General features: G+C 42.4%; 13 protein-coding genes and 1 pseudogene. 4 read left to right on the top strand and 10 right to left on the bottom strand.

The window, feature by feature from the left end; all coding sequences use genetic code 11:
- Positions 1–219 precede the first annotated feature (219 nt).
- On the bottom strand, positions 220–918 hold the full coding sequence (locus PCC7418_RS11360; RefSeq protein ID WP_015226330.1) for a PHP domain-containing protein: 699 nt from the start codon (positions 916–918) through the stop codon (positions 220–222).
- Positions 919–1062: 144 nt separating this feature from the next.
- Here PCC7418_RS11360 and PCC7418_RS11355 point away from each other — a divergent pair, with 144 nt between their 5' ends.
- Entirely contained in the window at positions 1063–2133 is a 1071-nt protein-coding gene (locus PCC7418_RS11355) for a saccharopine dehydrogenase family protein (protein ID WP_041596623.1), read from the top strand.
- A 67-nt stretch (positions 2134–2200) separates the two neighbouring features.
- Here the strand turns inward: PCC7418_RS11355 and PCC7418_RS11350 are convergent, their stop codons facing one another.
- The 4 genes from PCC7418_RS11350 to PCC7418_RS20575 form a co-directional block, all read right to left on the bottom strand.
- A complete protein-coding gene (locus tag PCC7418_RS11350) occupies positions 2201–3850 on the bottom strand; it encodes an alpha/beta hydrolase (protein WP_015226328.1) in 1650 nt (549 codons plus the stop codon).
- A 66-nt stretch (positions 3851–3916) separates the two neighbouring features.
- On the bottom strand, positions 3917–4579 hold the full coding sequence (locus PCC7418_RS11345) for a M23 family metallopeptidase (RefSeq protein WP_015226327.1): 663 nt from the start codon (positions 4577–4579) through the stop codon (positions 3917–3919).
- A 65-nt stretch (positions 4580–4644) separates the two neighbouring features.
- Entirely contained in the window at positions 4645–5406 is a 762-nt protein-coding gene (locus PCC7418_RS11340; RefSeq protein WP_015226326.1) for a succinate dehydrogenase/fumarate reductase iron-sulfur subunit, read from the bottom strand.
- A gap of 26 nt (positions 5407–5432) precedes the next feature.
- The gene (locus tag PCC7418_RS20575) at positions 5433–5573 is read right to left on the bottom strand and encodes a hypothetical protein (protein ID WP_171814910.1); all 141 of its coding nucleotides are present in this window, start codon (positions 5571–5573) and stop codon (positions 5433–5435) included.
- A 225-nt stretch (positions 5574–5798) separates the two neighbouring features.
- Between PCC7418_RS20575 and PCC7418_RS20570 the strand changes: the two genes are divergently transcribed.
- Positions 5799–5975 (top strand): hypothetical protein, encoded by a 177-nt coding sequence (locus PCC7418_RS20570; RefSeq protein WP_015226325.1) that lies wholly within the window; start codon positions 5799–5801, stop codon positions 5973–5975.
- Between the two features lie 284 nt (positions 5976–6259).
- Here the strand turns inward: PCC7418_RS20570 and PCC7418_RS11330 are convergent, their stop codons facing one another.
- The 3 genes and pseudogenes from PCC7418_RS11330 to PCC7418_RS20950 form a co-directional block, all read right to left on the bottom strand.
- Entirely contained in the window at positions 6260–6658 is a 399-nt protein-coding gene (locus tag PCC7418_RS11330) for a hypothetical protein (RefSeq protein ID WP_015226324.1), read from the bottom strand.
- A gap of 94 nt (positions 6659–6752) precedes the next feature.
- Positions 6753–6917 (bottom strand): hypothetical protein, encoded by a 165-nt coding sequence (locus PCC7418_RS20565; RefSeq protein ID WP_171814909.1) that lies wholly within the window; start codon positions 6915–6917, stop codon positions 6753–6755.
- Between the two features lie 543 nt (positions 6918–7460).
- Positions 7461–8168, bottom strand: a pseudogene (locus PCC7418_RS20950) (diguanylate cyclase domain-containing protein).
- 333 nt (positions 8169–8501) lie between these two features.
- On the opposite strand from PCC7418_RS20950, the gene PCC7418_RS11320 reads away from it, so the two are divergent.
- Positions 8502–8741: a type II toxin-antitoxin system HicB family antitoxin gene (locus PCC7418_RS11320; protein WP_015226323.1), complete on the top strand. Its 240-nt coding sequence runs from the start codon at positions 8502–8504 to the stop codon at positions 8739–8741.
- Positions 8738–8968, top strand: coding sequence for a type II toxin-antitoxin system HicA family toxin (locus tag PCC7418_RS11315; protein WP_015226322.1), 231 nt, complete (start codon positions 8738–8740; stop codon positions 8966–8968). The genes PCC7418_RS11320 and PCC7418_RS11315 overlap by 4 nt, the downstream gene beginning before the upstream one ends.
- Positions 8969–8987: 19 nt before the next feature.
- Here the strand turns inward: PCC7418_RS11315 and PCC7418_RS11310 are convergent, their stop codons facing one another.
- Together PCC7418_RS11310 and PCC7418_RS11305 are read right to left on the bottom strand one after the other, a co-directional pair.
- Positions 8988–10976, bottom strand: a complete 1989-nt coding sequence (locus PCC7418_RS11310) for a fumarate reductase/succinate dehydrogenase flavoprotein subunit (protein WP_015226321.1) — start codon at positions 10974–10976, stop codon at positions 8988–8990.
- 27 nt (positions 10977–11003) lie between these two features.
- Positions 11004–11792, bottom strand: coding sequence for a succinate dehydrogenase cytochrome b subunit (locus tag PCC7418_RS11305; RefSeq protein ID WP_171814908.1), 789 nt, complete (start codon positions 11790–11792; stop codon positions 11004–11006).
- Positions 11793–11919 lie beyond the last annotated feature (127 nt).

Genomic DNA, 11919 nt, shown 5'->3' with positions numbered 1-11919 from the left:
CCAAGGTCTGTAGGGCATCTTTGAACGTGCCATCCTCACCTTCGCTCCGGCTTCGGGAGACTCCTTTCTAACACTCGATTTGTGATTTTAATCCATTGAGTGGTTTCGATTGGAATCCACGCGATTTTAATCCGTGGAGAGTTCAAGAAGGCTAAATACAAGATTAGGGAGGAAAACAATCCTCCCTTTTCTTTTCAGAAAAACTGCGCGATCGCGCCTTTAAACTCGTTGCAATAAATCCAACCCATGAGTGTCTGTCCCACAAGTATTAAACAGATCATACTGTTGGCTTAATGCTTTCACTTCCATCGTTTCCTCTGCACTGGGTCGCCAGGGGATGGTATTTTTATAAGCATAATAGGTTTCCACACCATCAATCCCGAGGGCGACTCCTGCTGGGATTAACTCTTTTGCGGGACGGCGATAACGTTCAGGATGCGCTAAAACGACTAATCCGTCTGCTTCATGAATGGCGTTGATAACATTTTTAGCACTCGCAGCCACTCCCTTCGGACTCTGTCCCCTTAAATAGGGAAGTATGGTCGGATGTTCCGGATTAAAGCCATACCCTAAAATATGAACTTCAGTTTCCATGAGGATGGAGGTGATTTCTACGCCTGTCCAAAGTTGAGGGAAAGAAGAAAAATTGCCATAGCTTTCAAGATACTGACGAGCCATCCGATAACCCTTAACGGTATGATGATCAGTAATCGCGAGTCCTTGCAAGTTGATCTCTAAAGCCTGTTGAATTAGGGCTTTGGGGTCTAACTGTCCATCAGAACAAATTGTGTGCAAATGGAAGTTATAGTAATGAGGGCAACTATCTGCATTAATCGTTTCCCAGATTGCTTTCAGGGTTGGCGTATCTTGCCCTTGCAAGGATAATTGTGATTGACCAGGAAAATAAGTAGTCGGCATGATAATCTCGGTAATTGGTGCGTTTAATCCAGATGCTGCTTTGATGACTCGGGAAGTAAGCCGATAATTGTTGAGTAATATTACAAATTTCTTCTTTTTAACCTTAGCAAATCTTTATTTTAAATCGTTGTCGTGGGGGAAGTCGTGACAAAAAAGGTATTGATCATTGGTGGAACTGGATCTATTGGTCATCGTGTTGCAGAGGATATTCAGGCGCAGACGCAAGCAAATGTCACTGTAGCTGGACTCCAATCTTCTTATAACCAAGATTTTCCTTTTTTACCGTTTGATTTGAACAATTTTGATCAACTTAAACCCCTGATTTCTAATTTTGATTTAGTGGTGCATTGTGCTGGTCCCTTTCACCATCGAGATGGTCGGGTTTTAAAGACCTGTATCGAAGCAGGAATCAATTATATTGATGTCAGCGATCATCGTTCATTTTATTTTCAGGCGACAGAGTATCATCAAGCAGCCCAACAAGCAGGAGTGACTGCGATTTTGCATACAGGGGTCTTTCCTGGAATTTCTAACTTGATGGCGAAAAAAGGAGTAGAAGCACTGGATCAAGTGGAATCTATTCATTTGAATTACTTAGTCGCGGGATCAGGAGGGGCGGGATTAACGGTAATGCAAACCACTTTTTTAGGGCTACAATCTCCCTTTTCCGCTTGGATTAATGGCAAATGGCAAGAGATTATTCCCTATAGTGAACCAGAGACAGTCCAATTTGAACAATACGGGGAAGCAGAGGTTTATTGGTTTGATGTTGCTGAAACTTATACCCTCACTCAATCTTTTCCAGTGAATACGGTTGTCACTAAGTTTGCTTCTCTTCCTAGTTTTTACAATGATTTAACCAGTCTGGTTGCCCATCGCGTCCCCCATTCTGTTTTGAAAAATCCCCTTGTGAGGGAAGGATTATCTTGGCTTAGCCTTGGCATGGCAAGAGTGACGGATCGGGTGAGTGGTGTCGGTATTGCTGTTGCTGTAGATGTAACGGGATGGCAAGGGGGACAAAAACAACGTTACCGACTCAATTTTTCTCATCATCATACCGCGATCGCTGCTGGGATGGGAGCAGGAAGTGTTGCCCAATTACTACTCAACCAAGAGATGATCCAACCAGGTGTTTGGTCAATTGAACAGGCTGTGACCACCCCTCAGTTTGAAGCGATGATGAAGCAACGGGGACTTAAGATTAATTTGATTTGATCTGTTTTAAAGTTTGCGACAGATGAGGGGGAGAATGAATGACGAATGATGAATGACTGCCGAAAAATTAATCAGAATTATCGATTACCTGATCTGGGAGAGAATCGAGTAAAAACAGAGGCATGGGATAACGGCTGATTTCGTCGGTGTATTCTGTACTGAGATAGGGTTTATAGTTGGTTTCATTTGCCAGATGGGTTTTGAAAAAAGCAGTGCTGAGGGCGCGAATATAATTTTGCGCGATCGCGGGATCGGGGCCAATGGCTTCTTTCGGAACTGGAATCCCCTCTTCTGTTCCTTCAGCAAGGGTAGAAAAATGAGTTCCTCGTTTCAATAAGACCAAATATTTTTCTGGCGTTTCTAACCAAGCAAACGGACGAATTTGTTCTGGTAAAGCAGGGGTGACTGTATCTGCACTCCCTGTCACCAGTAAAGTGGGAACATTAATTTTTTCTAGCCCGTCTTGACCAAAAATGATGCTGGTCAAAGGATTAATGGCAAAAACTGCCTTGATTCTAGAGTCATTAAAGTTATAGTCTTTTCGGGGTAAACGGAGTAATTGACATTGTAGTAAGACGGAAAAGTTCAAGACTGTGGCTGTTTCTTGGGTTTGGCACTGTTGAGCCACTTGCTCATAGTTAATGGTTGCACCTCCGACAGCGAGGCTGGTATATGCGCCATAAGATTGTCCCAAAATTCCCACTTGATTGACATTGATTTTTGTGGTGTAATTTCGTTCTAAGTAGTCCAGTAAAAATTTAATATCTTTGGGACGATTAATTAATTCGGAAGGGGGGCTCACTTCATTTTTCAGTCCCATTAACAGAGATTGTAGTTGACGGGCATTACTCCCAGGATGTTCAATAGTCGCAACAGCAAAACCGTAAGAGGCGAGATGTTCTGCCAGATAAGAATAGGTACTGCGATCTGAACCCAGTCCGTGAGAAATAATAATTAAAGGGGGACGTTCAAAAGTCGCTGTTTGCGGAAGATAAAGATAGGTGGGAATCTCCCGAGTGGTCAAGCCTGTGACGACTTCTTGTAAGGGGTCGCGCTGGCGATCAACTAAATCAATACTTTGACGGCGGTAAGGAAACGTTCCCTGAGATTGAAGATTACGAGAAAAGTCGGTGGCTTTGGTGCTCTCAGCTTCGAGAGATGTTTCTAAAGCCTGCTGTTCAATCAGAGCAACGGTTTGGTCGGTTTGTTTGATAAACTCGCCGAGTTGATTGACCAGTTCTAAGCCTCGCCCAGAATTAATACGCAAGCCGTCCGTGGGAAAATGTTGGAGGAAGTTGAGTAAGGTTAACCCTTCTGGATCGGCTGCTGCTAAGATGAGAGCCGAGCGTATGGCATAGAATCCGCCTTGTCTGGCTTTGGTGTCAATAATATCTCCAAATTGTCTGAGAACCGCTTCCCCTTGAGGAGAATATAAAAATTGCGCGATCGCGATGGTATCTAATTCTGCAGGAACCGTTAAAACTTCCTGTAGCTTCTGTTTTTGTTCTGCATTCAAGTAGCGGGTATAAGCTGCTAACTCTTGCGTAATCGTTCCGTCTTCGGCATATTTTTCTAGGGACTCTACAGAAACAGAAACCTCCAGTAGTCCGAGAGAAACATAAACATTCTCGGCTGCTTGGGCGGGAAGGGAACACAACAACAAGCTCGCTGTGGAGAACAAAACGTGCAGCGATCGGTGGCGTAAAGAGCGAAGCATGGCTGGTTTCAGACAGAGAAGTTAGAATTGATCCTAATTTTACCAAGAAGCGCGATCGAGCCTCGATTATTGCCGAGCGGTTTGTTCTTGATACATTTGTCGCAACACTAATCCTGGATCAATATACTCTCCAGCATACTTTAACCCCCAGTGTAAATGAGGTCCAGTTGTCCGTCCTGTCATGCCAACACGCCCAATGCGAGTCCCTGTGGGGACTGGCTGACCTTGTTTTAAGCGGATTCCTCCTTCTCGATCCACTAAAACTAGCCCAGTACTGGTTTTCTCCACCCGTCCTTTGAGATGGCAATAGATATGTTCCCACTCTCCAGATTGAATCACAATCATTGTTCCGCAGGCTGTATGATCTGAGAGTTGGCTGACTGTTCCCCCCCACCAGTTCCGAATATAACTCCCCAAGGGGGCTGCTAAATCGAGTCCGCGATGAAACTGGGTTCTTCCCGTGGTGGGGGACTGACGATAGCCAAAGGGAGAGGTATAAGTTTGGAAATTTTCTACAGGAAACGAAGCGTTCAACCATTGTCCCGTTTGTACATTATTCCGAGCCATGCTTTGAGCCTTGACTGGCGGTTGACTCAAAATCGACAAGATTGTCAGAACACTAATGCTAGCAAGACCCAAGAACAGTAACTTTAGTTTGAGACGTTGTTTTGTTAACTGGAGGTTAATCCCACCAAGGGAAGTTTTCCGATCTCTATCACTTGTCACCATACCCCACACCCTTCATTCTGGGAAAATATGCTCATAAGTTTGCATATTTTCGTCATCTTGTCAACTCAACGTTGGGTTTTCGGAGACAGGAAACGACGGACTTGCGCGATCGCGTAATCTCGATTTAACTTAGCAATCACATCTAGTGTAATGCCTTTGGGACAAACCGCTTGGCATTCTCCAAAATTACTACAGTTGCCAAATCCTAAGCGATCCATTGTTTCTATCATATTCAGCACCCGTTGCTCTTTCTCGGGTTGTCCTTGAGGAAGGCGATTTAAGTGTGCATTTTTCGCTCCCACAAACAACATTGCAGAGGCATTTTTACAAGTGGCCACACAGGCTCCACAAGCAATACAAGCTGCTGCATCCATCGCCTCATCAGCAACCGCTTTCGGAATTGGTGTTTCATTGGCTTCGGGCGCACTTCCTGTACGGGCGGTAATAAAGCCTCCTGCTTGAATCAACTCATCAAATGCAGCGCGATCGACAACCAGATCTTTAATCACAGGAAAGGGTTTTGCCCGCCAAGGTTCAATCGTAATCGTATCCCCATCATTAAAATGGCGCATATAAAGCTGACAAGCCGTGGTTTCCTTTTGTGGAGGAATACCATTAATTGTCATCGCACAACTGCCACAAATTCCTTCGCGACAGTCATGATCAAAGGCGACAGGGTCTTCTCCTTGCTCTAAAAGTTTCTCATTGAGGAGGTCTAACATCTCTAAAAAAGAGCTATCGGGAGACACCTGATCGAGTTGATAGCTTACCATTTCTCCATTGGTGTTGGGGTTGGGTTGTCGCCAAATGTTTAATGTGAAGTGCATCGTTGACTAGATTAGACTATCAAATTCTAGAGTAGCGCGATCGCGCTACCTTGTGGGGTTTGCCTTGCCCACCCTACGACAACTTGACCAACGGTTACAGCAGGCCCCTTCCGTTTAGGAAGGTGTAATCTGTGACCAACGGTCGTCCGCAAGCTCCGTCCTCTCACGGCGGAGTATTTTTTTGTGATAATCGATTGTTCTCAAGAAAGATTTTGTATGCTATTCAATCATACTTTTAGCACATAGAATATCCTCAAAAGTCACACCAGAAAAATGGATTAAGAGTAAGTTAAAATGAATGTATTCTAATCAGTAATAGCTTCGATTTGTCTGATGTCTTTAGATTGATCAGAAAGAAAAGACTGCACAATTAAATATTGAAGGAGCAGCTTATGAAATCTCAATTAATTGCTTTATTTCTAATTGGCTCACTATTTGCTTTGACAGCTTGTAATCCCCCAACAACAGAAGAAGTCCCTCCTCCCGAACAAGAGGAAACACAAACAGAAGAGTCTGAAGATTCTGAGATGCCTGAAGAAGAATCCAATGGAGAATCTCCTGAGGGGTAGTCTCACCTGATAATCGGTATCTAATAACGATTGATCGATTCATTTCATAGTGACTCAAGACTGAATGTATTTAGTTCACTTCCCTCTAAATTAACCGATCAAATTCTTGAACTTGGGAAAGTCACTATTCATAATCAAATGATGGGAATGTCCAGAACAGACATCCCTTATTTTTTGGAAACTTTTAGAGTAATCCCTTGGGGCTTGAAGAATATCATCGGGGAATCATTCACCTTTTCCAATTTGCAGCGCGATCGCGCTTTAATGTTACGAGGATATCAGAGTCATTTGCTCTCACTCCCTAATTTATGCTTTCGATCATTCTGAAATTGAATAAAAGAAATCCAAGCAGGAATTAAACTAAAAATGAGTACAGAGAAATCATAATAACTGCCAAAGTAAAATTTAGAATTGCCAATTTTAATGGCAAGCCAAAATGAGAGTAAGTAACCACCAATGAGAGCACTAAAATAACCTAATACTAAAACAAAGATAGATTTTAATGCTTGGAAACAGCCTTCAGTATCAGTCATTTCAGTTTTGTTCTCTTGGCGAGATAATACGGACGTTATTCCGAAAAAAGTGACAACCCAAATCAATGCAATAATCAGACTTGATAGGTTAACAAATAAACCTGCAACTATTCCTGATCCGATTTCAATCAGAATATTTGTCGAACTCATCTAGAGCCAATACACACATCATCTTCTGTCAATTGAATTAATATTTCTAACTATAAGAGACTATTTTATATCAACCATTGAAATTCCAATATTTTTACTTATACGATCGCGTTGAAAATTTAACCTCCTCATAAACCAAAGACTCTTTTTGTAAAGTTGGTTCTTTTGCTTCGCCTTGATATTCCCAAACGCCAAAAAACGCATAATGACGATCGCGCCCTCTAATTCCCTGAGTTAAGCGCTGAAGATAAATGAGCAATCGTAGGGTTTGCCCTGCCCACCCAATCAGAAGTTAATCATTTCTTATTGTTTATGCTCTCCCCGTCTTCAGAATAGCTTTTGGATTGGGTTTCACCCCATTGGTCTATATTTTAACTAATGAGAAATGCTATGATGTTGTTCTGGGAAAAGCCTTCGCCTCATTTCTTCCCTGCATATCATCAGATATCTGTCAACCCTGCTTAACAAAGATTCAAACCTAGTTACAAAAATCAATGCAACTCGTTCCAAAAAACTTGACAGCTTAATTGGGTCTAGCGACGAAAGAATCAGATTTTTTGCTTATTTTTTGAAATTGAGACAAAAGCTCCCTTTGGATTATTATTTTCCTTAGCATACCTGAAACCTCGCAATTTCGTCAAGAATTCTCTCTTTATTTTTTTGTTTAAGAAAGATTAAGAGGGTTGATTGAAAGAAAAGTCTTATTAAAAAAAAGTTTTATATAAGCTGCACTGATAATTAAGCCCAAGGCGACAGGGGATGTTGATTTTTTTCTTGCTAACTAGGAAAAAAATAATTTTGATCAAAGTTGTTTTTCTTGGCGTTTCCCAATTTCAGATTCGAGAAAATATCGATCGCGCCCCTGTGTTTTTGCCTGATACAGCGCCCCATCGGCAAGTGTTACTAACGCTTTCCAAGAGGTTTCGACGGTGGGAATCACAGTTGCTATCCCTAAGCTCACCGTCACCTGATCGCTGGCAAGATGTGAACCATGAGAAATATTTTGTTGCGCGATCGCGCTTTGAATTTCCTGCGTGATGGTCACTGCCCCTGATTCATCGCTATCAGGAAGCACCAGTACAAATTCTTCTCCGCCTTAACGAGCTACCAAATCAGTTGAGCGTTTAATCGCTTGTGATAAAGTCTGAGCAACGGTTTTTAAGCACTCATCCCCTTGGAGATGTCCATAATAATCGTTGTACTGTTTGAAATAATCAATATCAATTAAAATCACCGACAGAGGTTTTTCTTCTCGTCTTAACTGTTCCCATTTTTGTTGGAGATAATGATCGAAATAGCGACGATTTGCAATTTTTGTCAGTCCATCTTTCTGGGATAATTCAGTTAATTGTTGATTCGCTGCTTCTAACTGTTTCACAGTTTCTCTAAGTTCCTCTTGCAGTTGAATCAATTTCAGATGAGTTTTAATGCGAGCTAACAATTCTGGCGTTTGGAATGGTTTAGTCACATAATCCGCAGCCCCCGCTTCAAAGTAATCTTCTAGCTGCATGAAATCTTTTGGTGTTTCTTCTCTTCTTACTTCCAAGATAGGATATTTTTCTGTTTTTTCCAGGACTGGTGCAGCGCGATCGCGCAAAGCTAGGCGATTGTTCAGATCAATCGCGCCACGATTTAAGCTCGCTAATGGTCAGCAGACGAGAAAAGGAAAAGTAAAGTTACAGTAATAAGCGCAAAGTTATATGAAATACAAAAAACACTGCTACACTTTCTGGGCTTACCTTTTTATCCTTACTAGAGTAGCGCGATCGCGATCTCTAATCCCTTCACGACATTGCGCTAATCGCTAATATAGATAACAGGACAAAACAAGTGTTTAAAGGATATGGAAAATAAAAGCAAGCAGGTTTATAATTATACCGTTATTTTAGAAAAAGAAGAGGACGGAGGGTATCACGCTTTTTGTCCAATGCTAAAAGGGTGTCATTCTCAAGGAGATACCTATGAAGAAACAATTGAGAATATAACAGAAGCAATTGAATTATATTTGGAAAGTTTAATGGCGGATAATCAACCAATTCCTCAAGAAGATTTGATTGTTAAGCCTTTAACTGTTTCTTTATGAGCAATGAACCCAGTGTTACCGCTAAAGAGTTTATCAAAATTTTGAAGAAACTAGAGTTTTATCTAGATCGTCAAAAGGGGAGTCATGCTATCTACAAGAATGCTCAAGGACGCAGAGTAGTTGTTCCCATTCATTCTGGAAAAGACCTCAAAAAAGGAACGCTTTTAGGAATGATTCAAGATACTGGCATCGACAAAGAAAGATTCTTTGAATTATTACAAGAGTAAAACTATGTTGAAGTTCTTTTTACTTATAAGATCGCGTTGAAAATTTAACCTCCTCATAAACCAAAGGCTCTTTTTGCAACGTGGGTTCTTTTTTTTCTCCTTGATACTCCCAAACGCCAACAAACGCATAATCCTCATCATTTCGTTTCGCTTCTCCAGCAGACAAGAAACCGCTTTTCACTTCCTCATCTTCTTCTGTAAATTGATGTTCAACGCGAAAATGACTCCCACAAGATTCTTCTCGCATCAGCGCATCTCGACACATTAATTCCCCAAACTCAATGAAATCAGCCACACGCCCTGCTCTTTCCAATTCTTGATTGAAACTGTTTTCGTTTCCCACTACTTTTACATTTTCCCAAAACTCCTCACGCAGCGCAGCGATATCGCTGAGGGCTTGTTTTAAACCGTCTTGAGAGCGACTCATTCCGCACTGATTCCACATAATTTCACCGATTTGTTTATGATAGTAACGAGCGCTGGCTTTTCCTGTGGTTTTATTGGCAAGTAGGCGTTTTATTTTGTCTTGGGCTGCTTTTTCTGCAATCTCAAACTCTGGAGAATCGGTTTTGACTTTCCCCGCATCAGATAGCCCCACCGTTCCCGCGAGATAATGACCAATGGTGTAAGGTAAAACAAAGTAACCATCCGCTAACCCTTGCATCAACGCGGATGCGCCGAGACGGTTTGCACCATGATCGGAAAAGTTGGCTTCTCCTGCGACAAAAAGTCCAGGGAGATTACTTTGTAAGTTATAGTCCACCCACAGACCGCCCATGGTGTAGTGAACCGCAGGATAAATCATCATCGGCGTTTGATAGGGGGTATCGCCAGTGATGCGGTTGTAGATGTCAAACAGGTTTCCGTATCTTTCCGAGATGGTTTTTTCGCCAACACGATTAATCGCATCCCGAAAGTCTAAAAACACGCCAAAGCCTGTGGGTGCAACCCCTCGCCCTTCATCGCATACTTCTTTCGCAGCACGGGAAGCAATGTCACGGGGCGCAAGATTCCCGAAACTGGGATATTTCCGTTCTAAATAGTAATCTCTGGCTGCTTCTGGGACATCATTGGGGGAAAGTTCACCTTTGCGGATTTGCAGCGCGATCGCGCGATCGTTCGGAACCCAAATCCGTCCATCATTTCGTAGCGACTCTGACATGAGGGTCAGTTTCGACTGATGATCCCCTTGTGCGGGAATACAGGTGGGATGAATCTGAGTATAACAAGGATTCGCAAACCCCGCCCCTTGACGATAAGCCCGATACGCAGCCGTTACATTACAGCCTTGTGCATTCGTAGAGAGGAAATAAACATTCCCATAACCTCCCGTACACAGCACGACACAATCACTCGCCCAACGTTCGATTTCGCCCGTGACTAAGTTGCGGGTAATAATCCCTTTTGCTTCTCCATCCACCACCACCAACTCCAGCATTTCATGGCGGTTATACATTTTCACTTGTCCCGCAGCAATCTGACGACTCAACTGCTGATATGCTGCGAGTAAAAGCTGTTGTCCCGTTTGTCCCCGTGCGTAAAAGGTGCGACTGACTTGCGCCCCCCCAAAAGAACGATTGGCTAATAACCCGCCATATTCCCTGGCAAAAGGAACACCTTGGGCGACCATTTGATCAATAATATTCACACTAACTTGTGCTAAGCGATAGACATTGGCTTCCCGAGAACGATAATCACCACCTTTAATCGTGTCGTAAAACAACCGATAAACTGAATCCCCATCATTTTGATAATTCTTCGCTGCATTAATCCCCCCTTGGGCTGCAATGGAGTGGGCGCGACGGGGACTATCTTGATAGCAAAAGCAACTGACTTGATAGCCCATTTCAGCTAAAGATGCAGCAGCAGACGATCCCGCTAACCCTGTTCCGACAACAATAATGTGATATTTCCGTTTGTTAGACGGGTTTACTAACTTCAGGTTAAACTTGTGATTCTCCCATTTATCCGCTAAAGACCCTGTGGGAATGTTAGACTCTAATCTCATTTTTGTTCTTGGTTCTTGGTTCTTTGGTCACTGGTCACTGTAATCAATAGTAATTGTTTCCTTCCCATCCCAATCTTGAATTTGCGTTAAAACCGTTTTTGCTTGGACAACTTGAATATCTGTTGTTTCAGAAACCAAAACTAAAGAAGGAATCGACGCAAAACCAATAAAAACAATAATGCTATAAACCAAAGCGACGCGATTTAACCAATAGCGGGTGCGCTCATTTCGTAAGCCTAAACTTTGAAACAGACTACTTGCACCATGAGATAAATGCCAGCATAATAATCCCATACCAATGATATAAAAAAGCGATACATACCAGAACTGACTGGAAAAGCCATAGATCATCATGGCGTACACATCTTGAGTGAGATGATTTCCGAGGAAATAAGTGAGTTGTCCAAATGCGGGGTGTACAGTTTGAACAGTAAAGTGGAGAAGATGAAAAATAATGTAGATCAGCACAATACCGCCACTGTGGGTCATGTAACGAGATGCACTGTTGGCTTGAATCCATTGATTATTGACATAGCCAATGGGACGCGCAGCTTTATTTTCAAGTTTTAGTAGAATCGCCATCCAGATGTGAACGCCGACCATGAATAACAGTCCAATGCGAAGTCCCCACAGAATCTCCCCTGGAAGGATGTCATGGAGGAAATACGCATACTCGTTAATCTCTTGAGGGGATAAGAAGATTTGTAAGTTCCCTAGCAAATGTCCAAAAACAAAAATGACCATTCCCAAGCCTGTGATTGCCATTAAGTATTTTTTGATGAGGGAAGGAATTTTGCGAGAAGTAACAGCAGTCATGAAAAGCAGTTGATTTTCAGATTGAAAACAGATCCATTTTTCCATTTTATTTTAATTGACTACACCTCTCAAGAGTGTTCAAACTGTGGAAACATCGTTAAGTAGTCATCAAAGATTACGCCTTCTC

This window comes from Halothece sp. PCC 7418 (genome assembly GCF_000317635.1).
In the GTDB taxonomy this organism is placed as follows: Bacteria; Cyanobacteriota; Cyanobacteriia; order Cyanobacteriales; family Rubidibacteraceae; genus Halothece.
Note: the sequence above shows the minus strand (reverse complement) of the source record. Positions and strands in the feature narration are given on the sequence as shown.

Bases quoted from the DNA above. Each gene is read 5' to 3' on its own strand.
- PCC7418_RS11360 (WP_015226330.1), bottom strand. From the start codon at position 918: ATGCCGACTACTTATTTTCCTGGTCAATCACAATTATCCTTGCAAGGG.
- PCC7418_RS20570 (WP_015226325.1), top strand. From the start codon at position 5,799: ATGAAATCTCAATTAATTGCTTTATTTCTAATTGGCTCACTATTTGCT.
- PCC7418_RS11305 (WP_171814908.1), bottom strand. From the start codon at position 11,792: ATGACTGCTGTTACTTCTCGCAAAATTCCTTCCCTCATCAAAAAATAC.
- PCC7418_RS11320 (WP_015226323.1), top strand. From the start codon at position 8,502: ATGGAAAATAAAAGCAAGCAGGTTTATAATTATACCGTTATTTTAGAA.
- PCC7418_RS11340 (WP_015226326.1), bottom strand. From the start codon at position 5,406: ATGCACTTCACATTAAACATTTGGCGACAACCCAACCCCAACACCAAT.
- PCC7418_RS11345 (WP_015226327.1), bottom strand. From the start codon at position 4,579: ATGGTGACAAGTGATAGAGATCGGAAAACTTCCCTTGGTGGGATTAAC.
- PCC7418_RS11330 (WP_015226324.1), bottom strand. From the start codon at position 6,658: ATGAGTTCGACAAATATTCTGATTGAAATCGGATCAGGAATAGTTGCA.
- PCC7418_RS11350 (WP_015226328.1), bottom strand. From the start codon at position 3,850: ATGCTTCGCTCTTTACGCCACCGATCGCTGCACGTTTTGTTCTCCACA.
- PCC7418_RS11310 (WP_015226321.1), bottom strand. From the start codon at position 10,976: ATGAGATTAGAGTCTAACATTCCCACAGGGTCTTTAGCGGATAAATGG.
- PCC7418_RS11315 (WP_015226322.1), top strand. From the start codon at position 8,738: ATGAGCAATGAACCCAGTGTTACCGCTAAAGAGTTTATCAAAATTTTG.